Source organism: Bacillus sp. LQ01 (genome assembly GCF_057624735.1).
The window spans coordinates 245,191-271,094 of sequence record NZ_JBYEZL010000002.1; the positions used below are offsets into that span (position 1 = coordinate 245,191).

General features: G+C 36.5%; 27 protein-coding genes and 1 pseudogene. 21 read left to right on the plus strand and 7 right to left on the minus strand.

Features of this window, described 5'->3' with window-relative positions; translation table 11 throughout:
• Nucleotides 1-6 precede the first annotated feature (6 nt).
• From AC22L0_RS13610 to AC22L0_RS13635, 6 genes and pseudogenes are all read left to right on the plus strand, one after another.
• Nucleotides 7-339 carry a cupin domain-containing protein gene (locus AC22L0_RS13610; protein WP_000450931.1) on the plus strand — a complete coding sequence of 111 codons (333 nt, stop codon included), beginning with the start codon at nt 7-9 and terminating at the stop codon, nt 337-339.
• The gene (locus tag AC22L0_RS13615; protein WP_000736729.1) at nt 336-1,124 is read left to right on the plus strand and encodes a GNAT family N-acetyltransferase; all 789 of its coding nucleotides are present in this window, start codon (nt 336-338) and stop codon (nt 1,122-1,124) included. The genes AC22L0_RS13610 and AC22L0_RS13615 overlap by 4 nt, the downstream gene beginning before the upstream one ends.
• Before the next feature lie 2 nt (nt 1,125-1,126).
• Nucleotides 1,127-1,471 carry a DUF6176 family protein gene (locus AC22L0_RS13620; protein ID WP_001100208.1) on the plus strand — a complete coding sequence of 115 codons (345 nt, stop codon included), beginning with the start codon at nt 1,127-1,129 and terminating at the stop codon, nt 1,469-1,471.
• Between the two features lie 73 nt (nt 1,472-1,544).
• Nucleotides 1,545-2,000: a GNAT family N-acetyltransferase gene (locus AC22L0_RS13625; protein WP_001222923.1), complete on the plus strand. Its 456-nt coding sequence runs from the start codon at nt 1,545-1,547 to the stop codon at nt 1,998-2,000.
• A 335-nt stretch (nt 2,001-2,335) separates the two neighbouring features.
• Nucleotides 2,336-2,475, plus strand: a pseudogene (locus AC22L0_RS13630) (anti sigma factor C-terminal domain-containing protein); the annotation flags it as partial.
• 63 nt (nt 2,476-2,538) lie between these two features.
• Nucleotides 2,539-2,745: a hypothetical protein gene (locus tag AC22L0_RS13635; RefSeq protein WP_001248905.1), complete on the plus strand. Its 207-nt coding sequence runs from the start codon at nt 2,539-2,541 to the stop codon at nt 2,743-2,745.
• Between the two features lie 14 nt (nt 2,746-2,759).
• Here the strand turns inward: AC22L0_RS13635 and AC22L0_RS13640 are convergent, their stop codons facing one another.
• The gene (locus AC22L0_RS13640; RefSeq protein ID WP_000941455.1) at nt 2,760-3,584 is read right to left on the minus strand and encodes a DUF2785 domain-containing protein; all 825 of its coding nucleotides are present in this window, start codon (nt 3,582-3,584) and stop codon (nt 2,760-2,762) included.
• A gap of 95 nt (nt 3,585-3,679) precedes the next feature.
• Here AC22L0_RS13640 and AC22L0_RS13645 point away from each other — a divergent pair, with 95 nt between their 5' ends.
• On the plus strand, nt 3,680-4,054 hold the full coding sequence (locus AC22L0_RS13645; RefSeq protein ID WP_000816708.1) for a hypothetical protein: 375 nt from the start codon (nt 3,680-3,682) through the stop codon (nt 4,052-4,054).
• 41 nt (nt 4,055-4,095) lie between these two features.
• On the opposite strand, the gene pepQ is transcribed toward AC22L0_RS13645, so the two are convergent.
• The gene (pepQ, locus tag AC22L0_RS13650) at nt 4,096-5,193 is read right to left on the minus strand and encodes a Xaa-Pro dipeptidase (RefSeq protein WP_000994032.1); all 1,098 of its coding nucleotides are present in this window, start codon (nt 5,191-5,193) and stop codon (nt 4,096-4,098) included.
• Nucleotides 5,194-5,342: 149 nt separating this feature from the next.
• Here pepQ and AC22L0_RS13655 point away from each other — a divergent pair, with 149 nt between their 5' ends.
• Nucleotides 5,343-6,026, plus strand: coding sequence for a metal-dependent hydrolase (locus AC22L0_RS13655; protein WP_000868920.1), 684 nt, complete (start codon nt 5,343-5,345; stop codon nt 6,024-6,026).
• 39 nt (nt 6,027-6,065) lie between these two features.
• Here the strand turns inward: AC22L0_RS13655 and AC22L0_RS13660 are convergent, their stop codons facing one another.
• A complete protein-coding gene (locus AC22L0_RS13660) occupies nt 6,066-6,227 on the minus strand; it encodes a hypothetical protein (protein WP_000976306.1) in 162 nt (53 codons plus the stop codon).
• Nucleotides 6,228-6,471: 244 nt separating this feature from the next.
• Between AC22L0_RS13660 and AC22L0_RS13665 the strand changes: the two genes are divergently transcribed.
• The gene (locus tag AC22L0_RS13665) at nt 6,472-7,785 is read left to right on the plus strand and encodes a CBS domain-containing protein (RefSeq protein WP_000201590.1); all 1,314 of its coding nucleotides are present in this window, start codon (nt 6,472-6,474) and stop codon (nt 7,783-7,785) included.
• 210 nt (nt 7,786-7,995) lie between these two features.
• On the plus strand, nt 7,996-8,259 hold the full coding sequence (locus AC22L0_RS13670; protein ID WP_000093045.1) for a DUF3949 domain-containing protein: 264 nt from the start codon (nt 7,996-7,998) through the stop codon (nt 8,257-8,259).
• A gap of 7 nt (nt 8,260-8,266) precedes the next feature.
• Here the strand turns inward: AC22L0_RS13670 and AC22L0_RS13675 are convergent, their stop codons facing one another.
• The gene (locus AC22L0_RS13675) at nt 8,267-8,572 is read right to left on the minus strand and encodes a YtpI family protein (protein WP_001144776.1); all 306 of its coding nucleotides are present in this window, start codon (nt 8,570-8,572) and stop codon (nt 8,267-8,269) included.
• A 159-nt stretch (nt 8,573-8,731) separates the two neighbouring features.
• Between AC22L0_RS13675 and AC22L0_RS13680 the strand changes: the two genes are divergently transcribed.
• Nucleotides 8,732-9,664 (plus strand): DHH family phosphoesterase, encoded by a 933-nt coding sequence (locus AC22L0_RS13680; RefSeq protein ID WP_000545136.1) that lies wholly within the window; start codon nt 8,732-8,734, stop codon nt 9,662-9,664.
• A 51-nt stretch (nt 9,665-9,715) separates the two neighbouring features.
• Here AC22L0_RS13680 and ytrI read toward each other — a convergent pair whose 3' ends face one another.
• Nucleotides 9,716-10,219, minus strand: a complete 504-nt coding sequence (gene ytrI, locus AC22L0_RS13685) for a sporulation membrane protein YtrI (protein WP_001265740.1) — start codon at nt 10,217-10,219, stop codon at nt 9,716-9,718.
• Nucleotides 10,216-10,629: a YtrH family sporulation protein gene (locus tag AC22L0_RS13690; RefSeq protein WP_002005839.1), complete on the minus strand. Its 414-nt coding sequence runs from the start codon at nt 10,627-10,629 to the stop codon at nt 10,216-10,218. Before AC22L0_RS13690 ends, ytrI begins: the two co-directional genes overlap by 4 nt.
• A gap of 42 nt (nt 10,630-10,671) precedes the next feature.
• On the opposite strand from AC22L0_RS13690, the gene dnaE reads away from it, so the two are divergent.
• The 8 genes from dnaE (at nt 10,672) to AC22L0_RS13730 (ending at nt 21,500) form a co-directional block, all read left to right on the plus strand.
• Entirely contained in the window at nt 10,672-13,998 is a 3,327-nt protein-coding gene (gene dnaE / locus AC22L0_RS13695) for a DNA polymerase III subunit alpha (RefSeq protein ID WP_000673729.1), read from the plus strand.
• 133 nt (nt 13,999-14,131) lie between these two features.
• Nucleotides 14,132-15,340 carry an NADP-dependent malic enzyme gene (gene ystJ, locus AC22L0_RS13700; RefSeq protein WP_161508111.1) on the plus strand — a complete coding sequence of 403 codons (1,209 nt, stop codon included), beginning with the start codon at nt 14,132-14,134 and terminating at the stop codon, nt 15,338-15,340.
• A gap of 14 nt (nt 15,341-15,354) precedes the next feature.
• A complete protein-coding gene (locus AC22L0_RS13705; protein ID WP_000204440.1) occupies nt 15,355-15,999 on the plus strand; it encodes a FadR/GntR family transcriptional regulator in 645 nt (214 codons plus the stop codon).
• Nucleotides 16,000-16,184: 185 nt separating this feature from the next.
• On the plus strand, nt 16,185-17,054 hold the full coding sequence (gene accD, locus AC22L0_RS13710) for an acetyl-CoA carboxylase, carboxyltransferase subunit beta (RefSeq protein ID WP_000942857.1): 870 nt from the start codon (nt 16,185-16,187) through the stop codon (nt 17,052-17,054).
• On the plus strand, nt 17,042-18,016 hold the full coding sequence (accA, locus tag AC22L0_RS13715) for an acetyl-CoA carboxylase carboxyl transferase subunit alpha (protein WP_000818807.1): 975 nt from the start codon (nt 17,042-17,044) through the stop codon (nt 18,014-18,016). The genes accD and accA overlap by 13 nt, the downstream gene beginning before the upstream one ends.
• 128 nt (nt 18,017-18,144) lie before the next feature.
• Entirely contained in the window at nt 18,145-19,104 is a 960-nt protein-coding gene (gene pfkA, locus AC22L0_RS13720; protein WP_000821156.1) for a 6-phosphofructokinase, read from the plus strand.
• Nucleotides 19,105-19,157: 53 nt separating this feature from the next.
• Nucleotides 19,158-20,915: a pyruvate kinase gene (gene pyk, locus AC22L0_RS13725; protein WP_087967240.1), complete on the plus strand. Its 1,758-nt coding sequence runs from the start codon at nt 19,158-19,160 to the stop codon at nt 20,913-20,915.
• 195 nt (nt 20,916-21,110) lie between these two features.
• Nucleotides 21,111-21,500, plus strand: coding sequence for an FxsA family protein (locus AC22L0_RS13730; RefSeq protein ID WP_000871631.1), 390 nt, complete (start codon nt 21,111-21,113; stop codon nt 21,498-21,500).
• 632 nt (nt 21,501-22,132) lie between these two features.
• On the opposite strand, the gene ytvI is transcribed toward AC22L0_RS13730, so the two are convergent.
• A complete protein-coding gene (gene ytvI / locus AC22L0_RS13735; RefSeq protein WP_001081388.1) occupies nt 22,133-23,251 on the minus strand; it encodes a sporulation integral membrane protein YtvI in 1,119 nt (372 codons plus the stop codon).
• A 562-nt stretch (nt 23,252-23,813) separates the two neighbouring features.
• On the opposite strand from ytvI, the gene AC22L0_RS13740 reads away from it, so the two are divergent.
• Nucleotides 23,814-24,275, plus strand: a complete 462-nt coding sequence (locus tag AC22L0_RS13740) for a DUF441 domain-containing protein (protein WP_087875801.1) — start codon at nt 23,814-23,816, stop codon at nt 24,273-24,275.
• A 387-nt stretch (nt 24,276-24,662) separates the two neighbouring features.
• Entirely contained in the window at nt 24,663-25,811 is a 1,149-nt protein-coding gene (gene citZ / locus AC22L0_RS13745; protein WP_487272292.1) for a citrate synthase, read from the plus strand.
• Nucleotides 25,812-25,904 lie beyond the last annotated feature (93 nt).

Below are 25,904 nucleotides of genomic sequence, written 5' to 3' on the forward strand. Positions count from 1 at the left end.
TGAAATATGGAAACTGTGAACTTAATAGAATTAACAAAAGACATTCAAGATCAACATAAAAACTTCGTCGTTTCAAACATAAACAGTCATTGCTTACGCATCGCTGTATTTACTGGTGAATATGATTGGCACTATCATTCTAATTCGGATGAATTATTTATTGTGCTAGAGGGAGAGTTACTTATTGATTTTGAAGATGGAGAAACGGCGGTTTTAAAGCCAAATGATTCTATTTTAATTCCAGCATGTACGATTCATAGAACGAGAGCATTAAAGAGGACGGTAAATCTTTGTTTTGAACATATAGAGGCTGATACGATTATAGTGGAGCAATTATGAAAAAATTATCTGTAGCCGAGTATAGAAAAATCATTCCGATTTTGGAAAGTAATACAAGAACGACGACATTTGCTTATGCGGTATGTGATCAAATGGTAGATGGTGAGGTTTTTGCCAACGAGAAGTTAACAGCAGGATTAATTCGTACAGTTAACGGTATCTATTATTTATTTGGTCATACGGATGATCAAAATTATAATGAAGATTTATTGATGTATTTAAAAATGGCTATTGAAAAAACAGAGAAGAGATTTACACTATTCGCTTCAAGTGAAGAGTGGGAAATGATGATTGAAGGGTGTTTTAGTAATGTACTTCGGAATATGCCACGAATGAAATTCCAAAGAGAAATCTTTGAAGAGCGAACACAAGATGCAAATAAAAATACATATGCAGTGAAGCGTATTGATAAAAGTGATATAGAACGAAGCAGTGAATTTACAGAGGAGTACTACAAAGGATATTGGGGATCAAAAGAAACGTTTTTGAATAGTGGTTTTGGATTTTGTATAGAACAAGATGGGATAATTGTAGCTGAATGTGTCTCAATATTTAGCGGGAATGGTTATGCTGAAATAGATATCGCAACACATGAAGCATATCAAGGAAAAGGATTAGCTCAAGCTGTTGCGACACGGTTCGTTGAGCATTGCATGCAAAATGATATTACACCGTGCTGGGATTGTTATGTAGACAATATTCCTTCGCAAAAACTAGCTAGTAAATTAAGTTTTCATAATCCGATAGAATATAGATTGTTTGTAAGTAAGAAAACGGGGGAATAAAAATGAATGTGGAATTAACGAGATTTAAAGTTAAGCCTGGTAAGAGTCATCGAGTAGATGAATGGATGCAGCTTCTTAATGACAATATGAAAGAAGTCCTTTTGACATTAAACGACGAAAAGATGTACGTTGAGACAATTTTCCGGGAAATAAGAGATGGAGAAGAGTACTTATATTGGTATTCTGTGCAAGGAGAAGGCGGGGCTCTTGTCGAAAATTCTCATTATGAAATCGATAAAAAGCACTTAGCGTTTTGGTATGAATGTATTGATGAAGAAGCAATGTCTATTGATATGAAAACAGAAGTTGTTATGATTCAAGATGTTGTGAGGGAAGCGATGGAGTAATAGAGTAATATTTTGTGAACAAAAAACAGTCTTATTTTTTTGCTGAAATATATATTATTGGAGATGCTATAGGATGAGAATTAGTAATAAATATATCACTCTCGATGAAATAGAGATAATAAGAGAATCCTTAAATAAATTGCATGAATATCATAATAATAAATCAAAATATTTTTCTGGCGATTACCCAAGAATGACATTTGAGGAACGTATTGAAAATTATAAAAAGAACTCAAAGTACGGAGAATATAGAATTGAATTATTGATTGAGTCAGAAACAGATAATATATTAGGATTTTGTATAGCGTATAGTAAAAGCGTAAGCGGAAAGATTGAAGTTTTATTTGTTGATGAAAAATACCGAAGAAACGGATTTGGTTTGAAATTAATGAATAGTGCAGTGGAATGGTTTAAAGTGAAAAAGATAGATGAAATTGAATTAACAGTAGTGTATGGAAATGAAGCTGTATCATTTTATGAAAAGCTGGGATTTTATCCTCGTTCAATTATTATGGCAACTAAGTCATAACGATAGTATGGGGAGAGATGAGTGGGAGTTTTTGTTTCAAAAAAATGGTTCATATTTTACTAAATTATATGTGAAGAGCACATCAAAATAAATGTGCTTTTTATTATGGAAAAATTTATAAAAGCTGTATTTGGATATCTTTAAGTGAAAATAAAGAGGGATATCGAGAATATTTTAGGATAAACTATAAAGTGAAACTTTAATCAGTGGGGGGGGCATCCCCTACTGATTATCAGCCCTCACCAATCGGGCTTTTACGAGCAGTCCGCCCCCCCTAACTTCTTTGCTTCCGCTGAATTTTGATGTGGGGGTCTTACTGCCTGTTAATGCGGGATAAAGAAATAAAAAACACCAAAACAAAAGACTTACCAATATACGGTGTAGTCGTAACAGGAAAACAGAGGATTTACAAAGTTTACAAGGGTCACCGTATATTAAGGCTGCTGTAAGAGGTGTAACAGTTGAGAAATATTGATTACGAGTAATTAATGTGAATAATCAGAAAACTTATGTTATAATATGGGAAAAGGAGGTTTATATGAGGCAAATACATGGAGCAATTTATATTTACATAACAATGTTTTTCGTGGCGATATCCTATGGATTGGGGCACGTGTATTCGCATCCTATACTAACTTTTTTAAGCGGAGCATGTATGGCGTTTGCGCTTCTTGTCCACCTTTTCTCAGTTTGGATCGTGAAATTTCAATTAAATATTAGTGAAATAGAAGAAGGCACTTTCTAAGTGGCCTTCTTTTTTTAATAATATTTTGGAAGGTCTTGCAGCAATTTTTCAATTTTGCATTCGGTTTCTTCACATATAGACAGTGTGCGTAGTCGGAAAAACAAACTACGTAAGAAAGATTTTATATTTCCGTATAGGTACTCGTACGATTCAGTATGTAATGTCTGTTTTTTGACGGGTAATTGAGCTACTAATTCATGAAGGGCTAATAGGAGTACCTCTTCCTTTAGACCATTTTGTAGCATTGCGACAATCGGATAAACGAGACGTTCGTCTTCTTCATATTTGTAGTAAATAGAATGGACACAAACTTTGTTTAATAAAGTTTGTAATATTTCTTCGTAATATAAAGTTTCCAGTTTAGGACTACGAACAAGCGCCTCAAATGTATCAGAAGCGTGAGCGATACTATGTGCCCAGCCGTGGTCTTGCACATATCCGCGGAAATCATGCTCGTTGTTCATATATAACACTAATCGATCTTTTACATGTAAAAGATCAGCCTGTGATAAGAAATTATGATTTGTATCGGCATCAATAATGAGTGCAATTAATAATGTTGTAAATGCACGGGTAAATACCGCATCTTCGTCATCCGAATGAATCTTATACAATAAATATTTGTCACTGATGCTTTCTAATAATAGTTTCTGTAATTGTGTGTGTGAAAGGTAGTCCTTTTTGATGAGATGGTAAAAAGTAGAGCAAATAAGTTTGTCCCTTAAATAGCTATCGGTAACACCGATATGTTTAAGCATATTGGAAATTAAAGAATCCATGTTAATTGTATCCATTACGTAATGATTATTACGAATTTCTTCTAACTGTTGTTGTAACATATAAACCACCTATTTTAGAAAATTCTGTATTTTAATAGTATAATAAGAGGAAGAAATAGACAATAAATAAATGCTTTTGAATGGAGGGGGGCATTATGAAGAGAGCATTATTCTTTTTCATTAGTATTTTCTTTTTAGGAAGCTGTTCCATTTCGTATGTTACTTTTTCTAGCGAGAGCAAAAGTTGGACTGGACAATATAAAGGGCATATTAAGGATGACAGTGAAGATGGGATGTTTACGTTTCAATATAAGGGCGGGGATGGAAAGACAGAATTTAAAAACTTAGAGATTGCTATTAATGGAGCCTTTAGTACAATGACACAAACGTCAGAAGTTCATAGAGGAGCAAAGATTGAAATGAAGTCTTCTTGTGTAAGTTGCGCGCCTATCTCTAAAGATGAACCTATAGAAGTTGTGATTAAATGGGATGATAAGTATGAGGAGAAGATGGTGCTAAATTTGAAATAGTAGAGAAATAGAAAAAGGCAGCAATCCCGCTGCCTTTTTTATTATTTTACAAATTGTAATTCTTTCGGGAATTTCGTTAAAATTTCTGATCCGTCTTTTGTGATGTAAATATCATCTTCAATACGAACGCCACCTACGTTTGGTACGTAAATACCTGGCTCGATTGTGAAGACCATACCTTCTTTTAATGGAGACTCGTTGCCAGCTTTTACATCTGGATATTCGTGTACGCTAATTCCAAGTCCGTGACCCAGGCGGTGTGGGAAGAAGTCACCGTAACCTGCATCTGCGATAACAGAACGAGCAGCGTTGTCGATTGCGCCAAGTGTAACACCTGGTTTACATGCTTCAACTGCTTGTAGTTGTCCAGCAAGTACAGTGTTGTAAATGCGAGTTTGCTCTTCAGAAATTTCACCGAATGCTACTGTACGTGTAATATCAGAGCAATAACCATCAATGATTACGCCTAAATCAAATAGTACGAAATCGCCGCGTTTCATTTTGTTTGCGCCAGGAATACCGTGTGGAAGAGCAGAGTTCGCACCTGCTAATACCATCGTATCAAATGACATTTTATGTATGCCTTTTGTTTTTAATTCGTGTTCAATAATTGCTAATACTTCTAGCTCGCTGCGGTTTTCTTTAATTGCATTTACACCAACTTCAACAGCATAGTCCGCCATTTTAGCTGCTTCGCGTAAAATAGAAAGTTCTTTTTCATCTTTAATTAAACGAAGTTCGCGAACTTTCTCCTCAGCTGATTTGAAAGCTGCATTTGGGAATAATTTCGTTAATTCTTCGTAGCGCTCTACGTTTAAATGTTCTTTTTCAATTGCAACTGCATTTGCATTGATGCCGCGGTCTTTAATTGCTTTTGCAATCATATCCCATGGTCTGTCAGTATCAGTAAATCCGATAATTTCATGTGCCCAGCCAGCGTTACGCGCTTGACCTTCTTCCATTTTAGGGCAAATTAAAATAGGTTCTTTTTCTTGGAATACAAACATACCAAGTAATCTTTCGTGTGGTTCACAGTGGAAGTTTGTCATGTAGAAGACGTTCGGTGTAGAAGTTAAGAACGCAGCTTCTACGTTTTTTTCTTTTAGCCATTGCATTAAATTTTCTAATCTAGCATTCATCGATTGGCACCCCCGAGATATTTAATTACAAATATAACTTTAACTCGGAAGAAAGTGTTATGACAAGTAAATAGATGTTAGAAAAGACAGGGAATTGAAAAATCATGTAGAATAAAAAGTGAGAATGTGAATAGGGGAGGAATGTAATAATGAAAGTATCTTATCATGGACATTCAGTTGTGAAAATTGAGGCGAATGAAAAAGTTATTTTAATTGACCCGTTTTTAACAGGTAATCCGAAAACAGATTTAAAAGCTGAAGATGTAAAAGTGGATGCAATCCTTTTATCGCATGGACACGGTGATCATGTTGGAGATACAGTAGAGCTTGCGAAGAAAAATAATGCAGTTGTTGTAGCGCCATTTGAACTAGCAACATTTTTAAGTTGGCAAGGTGTAAATACACACCCGATGCATATTGGTGGTTCACATGAATTTGACTTCGGAAAAGTGAAGTTTACACAAGCATTCCACGGCTCTAGTTATATTGATGAAGAAAATAAGACGATTACATATACAGGTATGCCAGCAGGTATTTTATTTACAGCAGAAGAGAGAACTGTATACCACGCAGGAGATACTGCACTATTCTCTGATATGAAGTTAATTGGGGAATTAAATAAAGTTGATCTAGCATTTTTACCAATTGGTGATAATTTCACAATGGGACCAGAAGATGCTGTACTAGCGGCAAAATGGATTAATGCGAAAACTGTTGTACCGATGCATTACAATACGTTCCCAGTTATTGAACAAGATCCATATCAATTTGTAGAAAAGCTACAAAATTGTACAGGGAAAGTATTAGAAGCTGGAGAAAGTATTACACTATAGAAAAGAAACCCTTCATTTGAAAAGAAAAGTGAAGGGTTTTTACGTGTGTAGGACAGCTTTTAATACTTGTATTTGTTTTGGTGATTCTTTTCTTTTGGTACGTGGCTGCTCAGGTGTTTCATTCAATTCCATTGTAACTTTTTTCCCATCTACGAAAGCTAAAAATACAGCACCTACAACCTCTAAAAGTTTTTTCATCATGTGTTCGCTCCTTTGTTTTATTTCTTGTCTTAATTGTATAGGTAATCAAGTGTGCGAACTATCGAATGAGATGACAATAGCATTACATTGTTGTAATAGAATGACTGGTGGAATGTAAGAGTCATTTTGTTATAAAAAAAATAGTACAGGTATGCAAAGAGAGAGTGTAACAGTTTTGAAAATATAGTATACTGAAAGTACAACACATGAAGAATTTAGGGAAAAGAAAGTATGGTGAAACCATTTGGCTACCAAGCATAACCAAATTTTAGAACATATTAATAGCCTGCCAGTAGGCCATAAAATTTCTGTAAGACAAATTGCGAAAGATTTGAGTGTAAGTGAAGGGACCGCTTACCGTGCAATTAAAGATGCAGAAAATAAAGGGTATGTTAGTACAATTGAACGTGTCGGAACAATTCGAATTGAACAAAAGAAGAAAGAGAATATCGAAAAACTGACATATGCAGAAGTCGTTAACATTGTCGACGGTCAAGTACTTGGAGGCAGAGAAGGACTACATAAAACGTTAAATAAATTCGTAATCGGGGCAATGAAATTAGAAGCGATGATGCGCTATACAGAAGCTGGGAACTTACTTATTGTCGGTAACCGTACGAACGCACATCAATTAGCGTTAGAAACTGGAGCCGCTGTATTAATTACGGGCGGATTTGATACGGAAGATCATGTGAAGAAATTAGCAGATGAATTAAAACTGCCGATTATTTCAAGTAGTTACGATACCTTTACAGTTGCAACGTTAATTAACCGTGCGATTTACGATCAGCTTATTAAGAAAGAAATTGTACTCGTTGAAGATATTTTAACGCCAATTGAAGAAACGTTATATTTAAAGCCAAATGATACAGTGCAGCAATGGCATGCCTATAATGAAGAGACGATGCACGGAAGGTATCCGATTGTTGATGAAAGTAACAAAGTGCTAGGAATCGTGACTTCAAAAGATATGATCGGTGTAGCGAAAGAAACACCAATTGATAAAGTGATGACAAAACACCCAATTACAGTGAACGGTAAAATGTCTGTCGCAGCTGCGGCACGTATGATGGTGTGGGAAGGTATTGAGTTACTTCCTGTTGTTGATGAAGGAAATAAACTACAAGGTATTATTAGCCGTCAAGATGTACTTCAGGCACTGCAAATGATTCAACGGCAGCCACAAGTTGGAGAAACCATTGATGATATTGTAACGAATCAATTTATGACGCCGAAAGAAGCGAAGAATGAGCATCTATATCAATTTTCGGTGACGCCGCAAATGACGAACTCAATCGGAACGTTATCGTACGGTGTATTTGCAACAATTGTGACAGAAGCGACAAATCGCGTCATTCGTGCGCAAAAGAAAAGCGATTTAATTGTTGAAAACTTAACGATTTATTTCGTAAAGCCGGTTCAAATTGATAATGTTGTATCTGTTCATCCGAAAGTATTAGAAATTGGGCGTAAATTTGGTAAGGTCGATGTAGAGGTGCATCATGAAGGTAATGTTGTTGGAAAGGCATTACTTATGGTGCAGTTAATCGATAAATAAAAAGATGGAACAAATCGTTTTGATTTGTTCCATCTTTTTTTGTTGTTTTAAATTTGAAAGGCATGATTTTAGATGGGAGTTTTAGTGAAATATGTATGGAGTGGAGTGGAAAAGTAACGTAAGAAAAGACAGAATAGTAATTCAATTTGGTTGTATATTGTGTTATGATTATATTGTAAGAAAATGGATTTCTGAAAGGTGGTATGCATTATGTCGTCAGCCGTACTCTTTTTTGGTAGTATCGCACTATTTTACTTTCTTGTAATGATACCGATCCAATATTTATATTTACAAGGTTTACATGAAAAAAAGGAAAAGACAGGATTATCTCAGCGAGAGCTATATGAAAAAATGTCTTTTGGAGAAGAACAACTACATTTTCATGTACAAGGTAACCCATTTAATATACCATCTGCGTTTGTTGCATATATGATTTTGAAAGTTAAGGGACGTAAAAAAGCATCACAATATTGATGCTTTTTTATGTTGCTTCATAGACTTCGGCTTCTTTAACTGCTAATGGCAAGAAATGTTTGTATTGGCGAAACCCGTTAAATACACTTGCACTACCAAATAGAACGAATAAAACACCAACGATAATACGAGCGGTTGAAAGTTCTAAAAAGAATTGGTTTATCCCGAAAAATAAAACGAATGAACCGAGTGCCATTGCGGATTTTCCTGAGAGCCAACCTTTCTCCATTGGGCGGTTTGTACGAAAGTATTTTGTTTTGTAAAAGAGGTACAACATAAATGAGACGATAATACAGAAGACTAATACTGGCATAGTGAACACTCCCATCGCTTTGTGAAAAATAATAGAAAAGAAAAAGAAATATCTAAACTTTCTAACTTTTATTATAAAGCAATTGTTCGCATGTATGAAATACTTTCCGTTATAATGGAGGATAAAGTGAAGAAGTTGATTAAAAAGGAGATTATACATATGCATGAGCAAATTTTAGGAGCAATTAAAGAGTTTGATACAATTATTATTCATCGCCACGTGCGTCCGGACCCAGATGCGTTAGGTTCACAGGGTGGTCTTGGTACAATTCTACAAGAATCGTTTCCAGAGAAAAATATTTATACGGTTGGGTACAATGAACCGTCACTAGCATACTTACGAGTAATGGATGATATTGAAGATAGTGTATACGAAAATGCGCTTGTTATTGTTTGTGATACTGCGAATCAAGAACGGGTTGACGATCAACGCTATACAAAAGGGAAGATGTTAATTAAAATTGATCATCATCCAAATGAAGATCCATATGGAGATATTACGTGGGTAGACACGACAGCGAGTTCTACAAGTGAAATGATTTATGAGTTTTATAACTATGGAAAAGATAAAGGATTAAAAATAACAAAAGAAGCAGCTCGCCTTATTTTAGCAGGAATTGTTGGAGATACAGGTCGTTTCTTATTCCCAAATACGACAGCAAAAACACTTCGTTACGTAAGTGAGCTTGTTGATATGGGTGTGAAATTCACAGATTTATACAATGAAATGTATAAGACAAAAGAAAAAATTGCTCGTTTAAACGGTTATATTTTACAAAACTTTACGATGGTAGAAGAAGGAGCAGCTTACATTAAATTAACGAAAGAAGTATTAGAAGAGTTTGATGTACTTCCTTCTGAAGCATCTGGTGTTGTTGGAGCGCTTGGCAATATTGATGGATTAAAGGCGTGGGTTCTATTTTTAGAGGAAGATGACGTAATTCGTGTTCGTCTTCGTTCAAAAGGACCAGTTATAAACAAATTGGCAATGCAATATAACGGCGGAGGGCATCCGATGGCTTCTGGTGCCAAGGCATCTTCTTGGGAAGAAGCGGATCGTCTTTTTGCTGATTTACGTGAGATTTGTAAATAAAAGACTATATGTTAGAACGAAAAGAAGGAGCGGCGCTAAAGCCCTCCTTCTTTATTTTTCTTTCTCTATAGTAATGCTAATTTCAAGCACTGTATCAAAAGATATTGTATCGACTTTAAAACGGTATAGGCGATCGTAATGTTTGTATGTTTTATTTTCGATTACCTTTTTTAGTAGGTCTTTATTTTTTGCGATACTTTGAATGTTTTTCGTTAAAAGATGCTGGAGATCATTATGAATAGATGTAGTCATATTTTCGAGTGTAAGATTGTCTAAATCGTATTTTTCTCGATTGATAAGTTTTATTTTAATCTCTTGAATGGTTAAGAGCCGTTTATTTTCAGTGTTCAATTTTTCTTGATCTTCGAGAAGGACGTGGAGCTTTGCTTCTTGTTTTTCTATAATTTCTCTTTGTTCTGCTATTTTACTAGCTTGTTCTTGTTGAAAAACACCGTATATGTACAAAAAAATAAACCAGCTCAACACGCCTCCAACAGCAGCACCAGCTAATACTAAGTACCATCTTTTTGCTGTATTGGCACTTGGTACTCTCATACATGTTCCTGCGTTAGCCATTTAATAATAATGAGACCTGTTTGCATACCACCAGTTGCGAAAAAAATAAGGAGAATTTGTTTTACGATATCTTTCATATCTCCGCCAAAGAAACTTCTTTCAAAGCTATAAAAGGTATCGAATGTTCCGCCGATTGCTGCAACGAGTGCCCAAATTCTTAAATTTTGGGCGAATTGATTAATGTAAGTTAGAGCTGGTTTTCCGATAAGAAACGCACCAAATCCACCAATTAATGAACCGCCAAGTATAACCCCAAAGGCAATAAAATAACTAATAATAAGCAGAGAGAAAAAAGTATGTTCTCTTACATCCATCGTCATTCCCCTTTCTTCTTCATATATATGGACAAAGTATAAGAAGTATGTTTTGATTTCCGCTTTCCTCATCACCTATAATAAAAGTAGTCAAATAGGTAAAGAGAGGGTACAACAGTGAAGTTTGTGCATTTACAATGTCAAACCGTTTTTAGTTTATTAAAAAGTGCTTGTAAAATTGATGAGCTTGTAGTCAGGGCGAAAGAACTTGGTTTTTCATCGCTAGCTATTACGGATGAAAATGTTATGTATGGTGTTATTCCGTTTTATAAAGCATGTAAGAAACATGGTATACAGCCTGTTATTGGATTAACCGCTTCTATTTTTAGTGAAGAAGAAGAAAGGTCTTATCCGCTTGTATTACTTGCTGAGAATGAAATAGGCTACCAAAATTTATTAAAGATTTCTAGCAGTATTATGACAAAGTCCAAAGAAGGTATTCCTAAGAAGTGGCTTGCGCATTATGCGAAAGGATTAATTGCTATTTCGCCAGGTAAAGATGGCGAAATTGAGCAATTATTACTAGAAGACAATGAGAGTCAGGCTGAAGAAGTAGCTCGCACGTATCAAAATATGTTCGGCCATTTTTATATGAGTTTGCAGCATCATGCAATTCAAGATGAGTTGCTTTTACAAGAGAAACTACCTGAATTTATTAGTAGGGTTAATATTCCAGTCGTTGCAACAAATGATGTGCGCTATATCAATCAAAGTGACGCGCTTGTTCACGAATGTTTACTATCTGTTGAAAGTGGAACGAAAATGACTGATCCAGATAGGCCGAGGCTGAAAACAGATCAGTATTATTTAAAGTCATCGGATGAAATGGAAGCACTATTTTCCCATGCGCCGGAAGCAATCCAAAATACAATAAAAATTGCAGAGCGTTGCCAAGTAGAAATACCGTTCCATGTAAATCAACTTCCGAAGTTTCCTGTTCCGTCTAATGAAACGAGTGATATATACTTGCGTCGTGTTTGTGAAGAAGGTTTGCGGAAACGATATGGTGAACCGAAAGAAGTGCATATAAAGCGTTTGGATCATGAATTAAATGTTATTTCTCGTATGGGATTTAGTGATTATTTCCTCATCGTATGGGATTTTATGAAGTATGCACATGAAAATCATATTCTAACAGGACCAGGTCGTGGATCGGCAGCTGGTTCACTCGTTTCATACGTTTTAGAAATTACAGATATTGATCCAATTGAATACGATCTATTATTTGAAAGGTTTTTAAATCCTGAACGTGTGACGCTTCCTGATATTGATATTGATTTTCCAGACGTAAGACGTGATGAGATGATTCGCTATGTGAAAGATAAATACGGTCAGCTCCGTGTTGCGCAAATTGTAACGTTTGGTACGCTTGCAGCAAAAGCGGCAATTAGAGACATTGCCCGCGTAATGGGGCTTCCGCCGCGAGATATTGATATATTTTCAAAACTTATCCCATCAAAGCTTGGTATAACGTTAAAAGATGCATATGAAGAATCACAATCACTTCGTGAGTTTATACAAGGGAATCTTTTGCATGAGCGTGTGTTTGAAATCGCAAAACGTGTAGAAGGTTTACCACGTCATACGTCTATTCATGCGGCTGGTGTTATTATGAGTCAAGAACCGCTAACAGGCAGTGTAGCAATTCAAGAAGGACATAACGATGTTTATGTTACGCAATATCCAGCCGATGCGCTAGAAGAACTTGGGTTGCTTAAGATGGACTTTTTAGGATTACGTAATTTAACGTTACTTGAAAATATTATAAAATTTATCGCGAACAAAACTGGGAAAGAAATCGATATAAGAAACTTACCTCTTCAAGATGAAAAGACATTCCAATTATTAGGGAGAGGAGATACAACAGGTGTATTCCAGCTTGAGTCAGGCGGTATGCGAAATGTACTTCGCGGGTTAAAACCGAATGAGTTTGAAGATATCGTAGCTGTTAACTCGTTATACAGACCAGGACCGATGGAACAGATACCGACTTTTATTGAATCGAAACATGGAAAAAGAAAAATCGAATATTTACATCCGGATTTAAAGCCAATTTTAGAAAGAACATACGGCGTCATTGTATACCAAGAACAAATTATGCAAATTGCATCGAAGTTAGCAGGGTTTTCGCTTGGAGAAGCAGATTTACTGCGCCGTGCAGTGAGTAAAAAAAATCGTGATATTTTAGATCAGGAACGTAAGCATTTCGTCCAGGGATGTTTGCGAAATGGATATGATGAGACGTCTGCTGAAAAAATTTATGATTTAATTGTAAGATTTGCGAATTACGGTTTTAACCGAAGTCACGCTGTAGCTTACAGTATGATCGGATATCAGCTTGCCTATTTGAAAGCGAACTATACGCTGGAATTTATGACGGCATTATTATCAAGCGCAATTGGAAATGAAGATAAAATTGTACAGTATATACGAGAAACGAAGCGGAAAGGTTTTCACGTTTTGCCGCCGTCTCTTCAGAGAAGTGGTTATAACTTCCAAATAGAAGGGAATGCGATACGTTACAGTTTACTTTCGATCCGAAATATTGGAATGGCTACAGTGACGGCATTATTAGAAGAACGAGAGAAAAAAATGTTCGAAGATTTATTTGAATTTTGTCTCCGTATGCCGTCAAAGTTCGTAACGGAGCGTAATTTAGAAGCTTTCGTCTGGTCGGGATGTTTTGATGATTTTGGTGTTTCGAGAACGAATTTATGGAAAAGTATTAAAGGGGCGTTAGAGTACGCGAATCTCGCACGTGATTTAGGAGATGCTGTTCCAAAATCAAAATATGTACAAGGAGAAGAGCTATCTTTTATTGAACAACTAAATAAAGAGAAAGAAGTACTTGGCTTTTATTTATCAAGTTATCCGACAGCGCAATATGTGAAGTTAGCAAAAGAATTAGAAATTCCATCTCTCGCTCAGGCGATGCGACACAAGAAAAAAGTACAAAGAGCTATTGTGTATATAACAAGTGTTAGAGTGATTCGTACGAAAAAGTTTCAAAAGATGGCATTTATTACATTCTGTGATCAAAATGATGAAATGGAAGCGGTCCTCTTCCCGGAAACGTATATACATTTCTCGGATAAGTTGCAAGAAGGAGCAATTGTTTTAGTTGACGGTACGATTGAGCTAAGAAATCATAAGCTGCAATGGATTGTAAATGGACTATATCCGCTAGAGGAAATGGATGTTTATGAAGAAAAGAAAGACGCATCTGTTTACGTGAAATTGCCATCTCAGTATGAGAAAAAGCTTTTAAATCGGGTTACGAAAATATTGTTCGACTATTCAGGTTTTGCGAAAGTACTAATTTATTATGAAAAGGAACATAAAATGGTACAATTATCTCGGAGTTTATCGATTCATCCAAGTGAAGAATGTTTAGGAGCACTTCGTGAAATTGTCGGGGAAGAAAATGTAGTTGTGAAAATATAATGGACAATTTCCCTACACTTCGATTATTATAGTAGTAGTGTTCGTGGTCAGACCACTTGGAGAAATTGATATCAGCAAGAATAATTTGAGGAGAGTGGATAGTTTGTCAACACTTCGTGAAGAAGCACTTCACATGCATAAAGTGCATCAAGGAAAATTAGAAACTGTATCAAAAGTAAAAGTAGAAAATGCAAAAGATTTAAGTCTTGCATATTCTCCAGGGGTTGCAGAACCTTGTAAAGAAATTTATGACGATAAAAGTAAGGTATATGAATATACGATGAAGGGAAATATGGTAGCAGTTGTGACAGATGGAACAGCTGTACTTGGTCTTGGTAACATTGGACCTGAAGCATCTCTTCCAGTAATGGAAGGTAAAGCTGTATTATTCAAGAGCTTTGCTGGTGTAGATGCATTCCCAATTGCCTTAAATACAAACGATGTAGATAAAATTGTTGAAACTGTAAAATTAATGGAGCCAACTTTTGGCGGCGTTAACTTAGAAGATATCGCAGCACCAAACTGCTTCATTATTGAAGAGCGTTTGAAAAAAGAAACAAATATTCCTATCTTCCATGATGATCAACACGGAACAGCTATTGTAACAGTAGCAGGTCTTGTAAATGCACTGAAATTAGTTGGAAAGAAAATGTCTGACATTAAAGTTGTCGCAAATGGCGCAGGTGCAGCAGGTATTGCAATTATTAAACTTTTATATCGCTATGGTGTACGCGACATTATTATGTGTGACCGTAAAGGGGCAATCTATGATGGTCGTCCTACAGGTATGAATCCGGTGAAGGATGAAGTTGCAAAATATACAAATAAGAATCGTATAGAAGGTTCTTTAGCTGATGTTGTACAAGGTGCAGACGTATTCATTGGTGTATCTGCAGAAGGTGCATTAACAGAAGAGATGGTTCGTACAATGAATGACGATGCGATTATTTTTGCAATGGCGAATCCAGTTCCAGAAATTATGCCAGAATTGGCAAAAGCAGCGGGCGCAGCTGTTGTTGGAACAGGTCGTTCTGATTTCCCGAACCAAGTAAATAATGTACTGGCGTTCCCTGGTATTTTCCGCGGTGCACTTGACGTACATGCGACACAAATTAACGAAGAAATGAAGATGGCAGCTGTACAGGCTATTGCTGAGCTTGTAGCAGAAGATGAGTTAAATGCAGACTATATCATTCCGGCACCATTTGACGCGCGTGTAGCGCCTCAAGTAGCGGCTTACGTTGCAAAAGCAGCAATGGAGACAGGAGTAGCTCGCCGTCAAGTAGATCCAAATGAGATCGCTGAAAAAACAAAACAATTAGCGCTGATTGGTAAAGAATAAGCGAGGAAATTCCATTGACATCATCAAATACAAAAGTATATCTCGAAATTGTAAAAAAAATCCGTTCCATTATGGAAGAGGATGGATTGGTGGCGGGGGATCGTTTGCCGTCTGAGCGTGAGTTAAGTTCACGCTTAAACGTAGGACGTTCCTCTGTAAGAGAAGCATTGCGTGCTTTAGAACTGGTAGGATTGATTGAAACGAGACGTGGTGAAGGGACTTTTATTCGAAACTTTTATGATAACGGTCTTGTACAATTAATTGCTCCGTTCTTATTGCAAGATGAGAAAACAATTCGTGATTTATTACAAACGAAACGATTACTCGAGAAAGATATGATTCGAATTGTATGTAATTTACCGAAAGAAACATTTTCTAAAGTGCTAAGTAAATTACACCAAGTACTTGAAGGAAATGAAAACTCAATCCCAACGCTTCATCAAACGTTCTTTAAAACACTTATTGAACAAGTCGATAATTATTTACTATATCGCATTTGGATGATCGTAAATGATTACGTATCAACGCTTTCTTGTAAAGTTTCAAGAGATTCTATCGATATGTATAGAAAGCTTTACGCTACTTTGGAAGAAAAACAAGAAAATGATGCACTAAAAATTTACGATGAATTAGTAGAGAATATACAGTTTCACTCGTAATGTATAAAATTTGTCGAAATGACCATGACACGTTATGACAAACATTCTACCGCGTAGCGGTTAAAGTTAAACGTAAAGAGTGAGGTTATTAGACAGATTGAGAAGATAAGGCTAACATCAAACTTTGGTGTTAGCCCCATTTTCTTCTTACGCTAACCTTAGCTCTCAACGAAGGGGGTCAAATTGTGCTAAGAGATTTATTCGTGAAAAAGAAAAAGTACGCTGCAATACCTTCAGAACAAGTACGAAAAGATGTGCCAGATGGCGTTATGACAAAATGTCCGGAATGTAAAAAAATCATGTATACGAAAGAACTTCTAAAAAATTTAAAAGTATGTGTGAATTGTGGATATCATCATCCTATGAATGCATGGGAACGTCTTGATAGTATATTGGACGAAGGGTCATTCCGTGAGTATGACAAAGAAATGGTTTCATTAAATCCACTCGAGTTTCCAGGTTATGAAGAGAAACTAGAGAGCGATCGTAAGAAGACTGAATTGAACGAAGCGGTTGTAACTGGTGAAGGAACAATTGATGACATGCTTGTTGTTGTTGCAGTAATGGATTCTCGTTTTCGAATGGGGAGCATGGGCTCTGTAGTAGGAGAAAAAATCGCCCGTGCGGTTGAAAAGGCGTACGACTTACAAGTTCCATTTATTATCTTTACTGCTTCGGGTGGTGCCCGTATGCAAGAAGGTATATTAAGTTTAATGCAAATGGCAAAAACAAGCGTAGCTTTGAAAAAGCATAGTAATGCAGGAGGATTATTTATTTCTGTTATGACTCACCCAACGACGGGCGGGGTTTCAGCGAGTTTCGCTTCACTTGGTGATTATAATCTTGCAGAACCAGGTGCACTTATCGGATTTGCTGGTAGACGTGTAATTGAACAAACGGTGCGTGAGAAACTACCGGAAGATTTCCAAACGGCAGAATTCTTACTAGATCATGGTCAATTAGATGCGGTGGTGCATCGTGATGATATGAGAGAATCGCTTCGTAAGATTTTAGAAGTTCATCAAGGAGGGGAAGTGGCTGTATGGCAGAGCTAGAATTTGAAAAACCAGTTGTTGAGCTAAGAAATAAGATTCGTGAACTGAAAGACTATACGAAAAACAGCCAGATGGACTTCAGTGAGGAGATTCGTATTTTGGAAGAAAAGCTAGAAAATTTAGAGGAAGATATATACGGCAATCTAAAAGTATGGGACCGTGTTCAAATTGCTCGTCATGCAGAACGACCGACAACGCTCGATTATATTGAGCACTTATTTACTGATTTTTTCGAATGTCATGGAGATCGTCTATTTGGCGATGATGCAGCGATTGTCGGCGGTATTGCGAAATATAAAGGGATGCCTGTAACTGTAATTGGGCATCAGCGCGGAAAAGATACGAAAGAAAATATTCGCCGTAACTTTGGAATGCCTCATCCAGAAGGATATCGAAAAGCACTGCGTCTCATGAAACAAGCGGAAAAGTTTAATCGTCCTATTATTTGTTTCATCGATACGAAGGGAGCTTATCCTGGTAAAGCAGCTGAAGAACGTGGACAAAGTGAAGCTATTGCCCGCAACCTATTTGAGATGGCAGGTTTAACGGTACCAGTTATTTGTATCGTTATCGGTGAAGGCGGTAGTGGTGGTGCGCTAGGCCTTGGAGTAGGAGATTACATTCATATGCTAGAAAATTCCACTTATTCTGTTATTACACCAGAGGGTGCAGCGGCAATTCTTTGGAAAGATGCAGGAAAAGCAAAGGAAGCTGCAGAGGCAATGAAAATTACAGCAGCAGATTTGAAAGAATTAGGTGTAATTGATGAAATTATTCCAGAGACAAAAGGTGGAGCTCACCGTAATATTTTGAAACAGTCAGAAAATATAGACTTAATAATTAGAAAAACTTTTGAACAATTAAACGGAATTTCGAAAGATGAATTAATCGAAAAACGTTATGAAAAATATATGAAAATTGGGCAAGTTTCGTTTTCAAACGCTTCCATTGGGATAAAATAAGAAAAGCGTGCGTTCCTCTTCGCGAATGCACGTTTTTATTATGAAAAGACACATCTTCTCCATTGTGTTTTTATATTTTTTCGTGTTATTTTATTATAAGGCAAATAATCTTTATGAGGTGAGTACAAATGAAACGTATTGGTGTATTAACAAGTGGTGGAGATTCACCTGGTATGAATGCTGCCATTCGTGCAGTTGTTCGTAAAGCGATTTTCCATGATATTGAAGTATATGGTATTTACCATGGATACGCTGGATTAATTTCTGGTCACATTGAAAAATTAGAACTTGGTTCTGTTGGCGATATTATCCACCGCGGTGGTACGAAATTATATACAGCAAGATGTCCTGAGTTTAAAGACCCAGAAGTACGACTAAAAGGTATCGAGCAATTAAAGAAACATGGTATCGAAGGACTTGTTGTTATTGGTGGAGATGGTTCTTACCAAGGCGCTAAAAAATTAACTGAACAAGGATTCCCATGTGTTGGTGTACCAGGTACAATCGACAATGATATCCCTGGAACAGACTTCACAATTGGTTTCGATACAGCTTTAAACACTGTTATTGATGCAATTGATAAAATCCGTGATACAGCTACATCTCATGAACGTACATATGTTATCGAAGTAATGGGACGTCATGCTGGAGATATCGCATTATGGGCTGGTTTAGCTGATGGTGCAGAAACAATCTTAATTCCAGAAGAAGAGTATGACATGGATGATGTAATCGCTCGTCTAAAACGTGGTAGCGAACGTGGTAAAAAACACAGTATTATCATTGTAGCTGAAGGTGTTGGAAGTGCAATTGACATCGGTAAGCACATTGAAGAAGCAACAAACTTTGATACTCGTGTAACTGTATTAGGTCACGTACAACGTGGTGGATCACCAAGTGCACAAGACCGTGTATTAGCAAGTCGTCTTGGTGCAAGAGCAGTTGAGTTGTTAATTGCTGGTAAAGGTGGACGTTGTGTAGGTATTCAAGATAATAAACTTGTTGATCATGACATTATCGAAGCGTTAGCTCAAAAGCATACAATCGATAAAGATATGTATCAATTATCTAAAGAATTATCCATCTAATCGGCGTAATGTCAGATATTTGGGAACGGTTTCATAATTTTCGGAGGTGCAATATGCGTAAAACTAAAATTGTATGTACTATAGGTCCTGCTAGTGAAAGTATTGAAAAATTAGAGCAATTAATCGAAGCAGGTATGAACGTTGCTCGTTTAAACTTCTCTCATGGTAGCCATGAAGAGCACGGAGCTCGTATTAAAAACATTCGTGAAGCTTCAAAGAAAACTGGTAAAACAGTTGGTATCTTACTTGATACAAAAGGTCCAGAAATCCGTACTCACGACTTCGTAGACGGACAAGCTGAGCTTGTAACAGGTGCAGAGGTAGTTCTTTCTACTGAGCAAGTATTAGGTACTGCAGAGAAGTTCTCTGTATCTTATGCTGGTCTTTATGACGATGTAGACCCGGGTTCTCGTATTCTAATCGATGACGGTCTTATCGAACTAGAAGTAATCGAAAAAGCTGATGGAAACATCCGTACAAAAGTTCTTAACAGCGGAACTGTAAAAAATAAAAAAGGTGTTAACGTACCAAACGTAAGCATTAAGCTTCCTGGTATCACTGAAAAAGACGTAAAAGATATCATCTTCGGTATCGAGCAAAAAGTTGATTTCATTGCAGCTTCATTCGTACGTAAAGCGTCTGACGTATTAGAAATCCGTGAATTATTAGAAGAGTATAACGCTCAATACATCCAAATCGTACCAAAAATCGAAAACCAAGAAGGTATCGACAACATCGATTCAATCTTAGAAGTTTCTGACGGTTTAATGGTAGCTCGTGGTGATATGGGTGTAGAAATTCCACCAGAAGAAGTACCGTTAGTACAAAAACGTCTAATTAAAAAATGTAACGTGTTAGGTAAACCGGTTATTACTGCAACACAAATGTTAGATTCTATGCAACGTAACCCACGTCCAACTCGTGCGGAAGCAAGTGACGTAGCTAACGCAATCTTCGATGGTACAGATGCAATCATGCTTTCAGGTGAAACAGCTGCTGGACAATACCCAGTAGAAGCGGTAACAATGATGGCTAACATTGCGGTACGTGTTGAAAAATCATTACAATATGAAGATATGTTCAAAAAACGTATTAAAGAGTTCACTCCAACAATTACAGATGCAATTAGCCAATCTGTTGCGCATACAGCACTTGCTCTTGATGTAGCTGCAATCGTAGCTCCAACAGAAAGTGGATATACTGCGAAAATGATCTCTAAATACCGTCCAAAATCTCCAATCGTAGCTGTAACATCTGACGAGCAAGTAGGACGTCGTCTTGCACTTGTTTGGGGTGTACAAGCATTTATGGCTGAGAAGCGCGCAGCTTCAACTGACGAAATGTTAGATACAGCAATTCAAACAGGTATGGATGCGGGTCTAATCGGACTTGGAGATACTGTAGTGATTACTGCGGGTGTTCCAGTTGCTGAAACTGGTACAACAAACTTAATGAAAATCCACGTTGTTGGTGAAGAAATTGCTAAAGGACAAGGAATTGGTCGTAAAGCTGCAAAAGGTAAAGTAGTTGTAGTAAAAACAGCTGCTGAAGCTGTAGCGAACGTAAACGAAGGTGATATCCTTGTTACAACAAGCACTGATAAAGATATGATTCCTGCAATCGAAAAAGCTGCGGCTTTAGTTGTAGAAGAAGGTGGCTTAACAAGCCATGCAGCTGTTGTAGGCGTATCAATCGGTATTCCTGTTATCGTTGGTGTAAACGGCGTAACAGCAACTTTAAAAAATGGCCAAGAAGTAACAGTTGATGCAGCACGCGGAATTGTTTATAATGGACATGCGGAAGTGCTATAAGTAATACGGAGAGAAGGATTGGAGTCCTTCTCTTTTTTTTACACAAAAACGAGATAGAATTAGCTTAAAGCGCCTAGAATTGCTTTTAAAAGCTGTTTGTTATGTGTTTTAATATGAAAGAGTATCTATATTTCATATGATGTATATAGGCGTTGTGAGGACGTTAAAAGTGAGTTGTGAGAGAGGTGTAGAACTATGAAGTGGTTACTATTCTTGTTTATTTTAATACCGGCGATTGAGATTACGGTCTTAATTGGATCAAGTCATGTAATAGGTTTATGGTCTACGTTCGCTATGATTGTATTTACAGGTGTTGTAGGTGTGTATTTGGCGAAAAGACAAGGGTTTAAAGTGCTTGGAGAGATTCAATCTAAGTTGAATAGAGGGGAAATGCCAGGTGAGGCGGTACTAGATGGTATTTTTGTATTTGTAGGAGGTATTCTCTTAGTGCTTCCTGGGTATGTGACCGATGTGCTAGGGTTTATCTGCGTGATCCCTATTACGAGAGCTTTATTGAAGCCGCTTGTTATGAAGTGGATGGAATGGAAATTTAGAAAGAACTCTACTATTATTATTCAGAAATAGCACTTAGATTGTAGAAATCTAAGTGCTATTTTTTTGTATTGTAAGAGGAGAGGAACTTTCTGATTGAAGCTTTGCTTTACCTCGCTATTTGTGGGGTGAAATTTCTATCTCAAAGCTGGGCTGCTCGTAAGCGTCTGATGTGGGGCGAATGATGAGTGGGGATGAACAAAACGTTCGCTTATTATATGTGCTATATAATTTTCGTTTGAACTCTTGTGTGTACTTCGATTAAACTTGTGATTTTTTAGTGCTATTAATTTAGATGAATAAGATGGAGGGAAACGCTGCTGAATTAAAGTTTTGCTTTCTTATATAAAGGAACGATTGGTGTAAAAAATTCATATAAAAAGGCGGAGATTGTTAGTTGAAGTCTTGTTTTATGCTATTTTGTATATTTATTCATTTACATAAAAAGTAATAAATGTAAATGATAATTATAAAATAAATAGAATAAATATGTAAAAACACCACGAAATATGCGTTTTTCATGCAAAAAAACAAGAGAATTATCTTTTCTGAGTGCAATTCTCTTGTTTTATGTAATGAGTATGAAAAATAAGTACAAGGAATAATCAGTGGGAAATTCCCACTGATTACATGTAAGTTTTTTGTTGTGTATGAATTAGAAACTATTATTTTGAAGGTGAACCTTTAATATATTTCCACAAGTCATGGAAGACATTAGCTTTGTGTAATGTATTAAGTAGTACTAAGGTGACTGGGCCGATGATTAATCCTAAAAAGCCAAAAAGTTTAAAGCCGACAAATAGAGCGACGAGTGTTGCTAATGGATCGAGACCGATGTTAGATGAAAGTACTTTCGGCTCCATAATTTGTCTTTGGACAATCACGACGATGTATAAAATGAGAAGACCAATGGCGAATGCGGTATCGCCAGTGAAAAATACGTATATAACCCATGGAACGAAGACTGCGCCTGTTCCTAAGTATGGTAGTAAATCTACAACTCCTGTAATAATCGCAATAGTAATGGCGTATGGTACGCGTAATATTAAAAGTCCGATTAGTACAATGACGGTTGTCATAGATACGAGTGTAAGTTGTGCTTTCACAAAACCAAACAAAGCTTTTCTTAAGTCGACAAAAATAGTTTTTCCATAGCCATGTACACGATTCGGTAGCAATTTTCTTGCTTTCTGAGCAAGACGGTGCCAATCGTAACTAATGAAGAAAGTGGCTAATAAAATGAATACAAGAACAGTTAAAGTTGTTGGCAGTGCACTAATGAAATTCGTTAACCCGCTTATAATGGCGGTTAAAAGTTCTTTCATTTGTGTTGTTGCTTCTGTTCCTAAGTTTTGAATGTTTTGTGTAATTGTATAGCGCTGTGGTTCTCCAAGATGATTAAATTTAGAGATTAAATCATCGTAGAGAGGCATAATATGATTAAGTGCAAATTGCTGAGCGAATGTAACGATATCTGGAAACTTTACTGTAACAAGTTGTAGTAAGTATGTTGTGGCAGATATTGCTTCAGTCACAAGATATGTAACAAGTCCAACGATAGCTCCAAATACGAGAATTAAGCTAACGAGTACTGCTAGTGCGCGAGGAAATTGTAGTTTTTGATTAAGGAAATTGACGACAGGATTAATCAAATAAGCAAATGCAAAAGCGATAATAAAAGGATAGATAAGCCCTGACATGTATAGTAATACATAGAACCCAGCTACCGTTGCTACAATGACAAATATGAGTCGCAATATCATATATAGTAAGTTTCGGTTCAAAGATGTATACCTCCCATTCCAATTTGGATTATCCTAATTCGTTCAACTTATAACGAGTGTGCTCCACTGATTAAAGTTTCACTTTACCCCGCATTAACGGGCAGTAAATCTCCTACCCGAAGTGCGGCTGGATCAAAGGAGTTAGCTGGAGATAAACTGCCCGTAAAAGCCCGATTGGTGAAGGCTAATAATCAGTGGAAAATGCCCCACTGATTAAAGTTTCACTTTATGTTATAGTGGAATGATGGATTTTTCCTGCTTTTTCAGTATATGAGTGACTGTGAAAGCTTGGTGTTGATGCTTCTACTATATGGTAAAAACTTCATTTTCTCTTCTTTTTATTTTACCTGTTTCTAATTAGAAAAGAAAGAAGAGACGCCCGTTTTTTAAAATGTATACATGCTTAAATTTTGATGGTGAAAGTCTCAGTTTGTCATTTTAAAATACATAAAAAATGAAGTGATTCATGTTGAATAGGCATCGATATAGCATGTATAACGATAGGTTTAAAGGTATTTTTGTTTGGAAATGAGTTCATTATTTTCAGAAAGGAAGTGCAAACATGATTAGTCAGTCAACGTTATTTTTATTCATACTACTTATTATAGGACTTATTGCTAAAAACCAATCGCTTACTGTAGCTATTGGCGTGTTATTTTTATTGAAGTTTACGTTTTTAGGAGATAGGGTCTTTCCTTATTTACAAACGAAAGGAATTAACCTAGGTGTAACGGTCATTACAATAGCGGTGCTCGTACCGATTGCGACAGGGGAAATAGGTTTTAAACAACTTGGAGAAGCGGCGAAATCTTATTATGCGTGGATTGCTTTAGCTTCAGGTGTAGCGGTCGCTTTGTTAGCGAAAGGCGGCGTACAATTGTTGACGACGGATCCTCACATTACAACTGCGCTTGTTTTTGGGACAATTATAGCGGTTGCGCTATTTAATGGGGTTGCTGTTGGTCCGTTAATTGGGGCTGGAATTGCCTATGCGGTTATGAGTATTATACAGATGTTTAAATAAGGAATTTTATAGTAATATAAAATTTTTGAATTCTTTCTGTTCACAAAAGTCAGATAATTGTTTATAATAGGATTAGAAACTTTGAAAAGTTACATAACAGCAGAGACTTTACACCAGATAAAATAAAAACAACATAAAACAATTTTATAATGATATTGTTTTATGTTGTTTTTATCATAAAACTCTTCGGAATGTATTTTCCTCACTAACTTGTTGTTTTGAGCGTGAGGATTCGGGGAGACATTCACGCTCATGCTTTCCATGTAAACAATGGACAATAAGAGGGGAACATCGCAACAAATTTGCATGATCGTGCATTTTGCTTGCCTAAAGAGTGAACGGGCGTTCATAATTCATAAGGGGAGCAAATAGATATAAGGAGCAAGGTTGGGAGAATTTTCAGGAAAAGGAGAGAATGTCATGACTGTTATTCGAGGTTTAGAAGGGGTAGTAGCAACAACATCATCTGTGAGCTCTATTATTGATGATACATTAACTTATGTTGGGTATAATATTGATGATTTAGCTGAGAATGCTACGTTTGAAGAAGTAGTGTACTTATTATGGCACCGCAAGCTTCCTAATGAAAAAGAACTAGCGGAATTTAATGAAATTGTATCTGAATACTATAAAGTTCCAGGTGAGATTTTAACATATTTGAAACAAGTAGATTTAAAAATTGCACATCCGATGTCTGTTTTACGAACTGCAATTTCCATGCTATCATTATACGATGAGAGCGCTGAAATTATGGATGAAAAGTCCAATTATTTGAAAGCGGTTAAATTACAGGCGCAAGTCGGAACTTTAGTTGCTGCTTACGCGAGAATCCGTAAAGGTTTAGATATTGTTGAGCCAAGAAAGGATTTATCATTAGCTGCAAACTTCTTGTACATGTTAAATAATCGCGAGCCAAATGAAGTTGAAATTGAAGCTTTTGATAAGGCGCTTGTACTTCATGCAGATCATGAGTTAAACGCTTCTACATTTACTGCACGTGTTTGCGTAGCTACACTTTCAGATGTATATTCTGGTATTACAGCAGCAATCGGTGCATTAAAAGGTCCTCTTCACGGTGGGGCAAATGAAAATGTAATGAAGATGTTAACTGAGATTGGTGAAGAAGAAAATGTAGAGTCATATATTCATAATGCTCTTCAAAATAAAGTGAAAATCATGGGCTTTGGCCACCGTGTGTATGAGCAGGGTGATCCACGTGCAAAACACTTACGTGAAATGTCTAAGAGATTATGCGTGCTTTTAGGAGAAGAGAAATGGTATAATATGTCTATCAAAATTGAAGACATTGTAACAAAAGAAAAAGGTCTTCCACCAAATGTTGATTTCTATTCAGCTTCTGTATACCATTGTTTAGGAATTGACCATGACTTATTTACACCTATTTTTGCAATTAGCCGTATGTCAGGCTGGTTAGCTCATATTCTAGAACAATATGAAAACAACCGTTTAATTCGTCCGCGTGCTGATTATAATGGACCAACGCATCAAGTGTATGTTCCAATTGCACAACGATAAGCGAATAACACTATTTTGATAGTGAAAATACGCTTTCAAAAGTCTGATTTTTTCGGAAAGATGTAATGATTAGAATATTTTAATTTGACTAAC

Bases quoted from the DNA above. Each gene is read 5' to 3' on its own strand.
- AC22L0_RS13670 (WP_000093045.1), top strand. From the start codon at position 7,996: ATGTCGTCAGCCGTACTCTTTTTTGGTAGTATCGCACTATTTTACTTT.
- AC22L0_RS13655 (WP_000868920.1), top strand. From the start codon at position 5,343: ATGAAAGTATCTTATCATGGACATTCAGTTGTGAAAATTGAGGCGAAT.
- ystJ (WP_161508111.1), top strand. From the start codon at position 14,132: ATGCATAAAGTGCATCAAGGAAAATTAGAAACTGTATCAAAAGTAAAA.
- pyk (WP_087967240.1), top strand. From the start codon at position 19,158: ATGCGTAAAACTAAAATTGTATGTACTATAGGTCCTGCTAGTGAAAGT.
- AC22L0_RS13740 (WP_087875801.1), top strand. From the start codon at position 23,814: ATGATTAGTCAGTCAACGTTATTTTTATTCATACTACTTATTATAGGA.
- AC22L0_RS13640 (WP_000941455.1), bottom strand. From the start codon at position 3,584: ATGTTACAACAACAGTTAGAAGAAATTCGTAATAATCATTACGTAATG.
- AC22L0_RS13660 (WP_000976306.1), bottom strand. From the start codon at position 6,227: ATGATGAAAAAACTTTTAGAGGTTGTAGGTGCTGTATTTTTAGCTTTC.
- AC22L0_RS13680 (WP_000545136.1), top strand. From the start codon at position 8,732: ATGCATGAGCAAATTTTAGGAGCAATTAAAGAGTTTGATACAATTATT.
- AC22L0_RS13730 (WP_000871631.1), top strand. From the start codon at position 21,111: ATGAAGTGGTTACTATTCTTGTTTATTTTAATACCGGCGATTGAGATT.
- AC22L0_RS13620 (WP_001100208.1), top strand. From the start codon at position 1,127: ATGAATGTGGAATTAACGAGATTTAAAGTTAAGCCTGGTAAGAGTCAT.
- AC22L0_RS13675 (WP_001144776.1), bottom strand. From the start codon at position 8,572: ATGCCAGTATTAGTCTTCTGTATTATCGTCTCATTTATGTTGTACCTC.
- accA (WP_000818807.1), top strand. From the start codon at position 17,042: ATGGCAGAGCTAGAATTTGAAAAACCAGTTGTTGAGCTAAGAAATAAG.
- ytrI (WP_001265740.1), bottom strand. From the start codon at position 10,219: ATGAGAGTACCAAGTGCCAATACAGCAAAAAGATGGTACTTAGTATTA.
- pfkA (WP_000821156.1), top strand. From the start codon at position 18,145: ATGAAACGTATTGGTGTATTAACAAGTGGTGGAGATTCACCTGGTATG.
- AC22L0_RS13610 (WP_000450931.1), top strand. From the start codon at position 7: ATGGAAACTGTGAACTTAATAGAATTAACAAAAGACATTCAAGATCAA.
- AC22L0_RS13615 (WP_000736729.1), top strand. From the start codon at position 336: ATGAAAAAATTATCTGTAGCCGAGTATAGAAAAATCATTCCGATTTTG.
- AC22L0_RS13645 (WP_000816708.1), top strand. From the start codon at position 3,680: ATGAAGAGAGCATTATTCTTTTTCATTAGTATTTTCTTTTTAGGAAGC.
- AC22L0_RS13635 (WP_001248905.1), top strand. From the start codon at position 2,539: ATGAGGCAAATACATGGAGCAATTTATATTTACATAACAATGTTTTTC.
- AC22L0_RS13625 (WP_001222923.1), top strand. From the start codon at position 1,545: ATGAGAATTAGTAATAAATATATCACTCTCGATGAAATAGAGATAATA.
- pepQ (WP_000994032.1), bottom strand. From the start codon at position 5,193: ATGAATGCTAGATTAGAAAATTTAATGCAATGGCTAAAAGAAAAAAAC.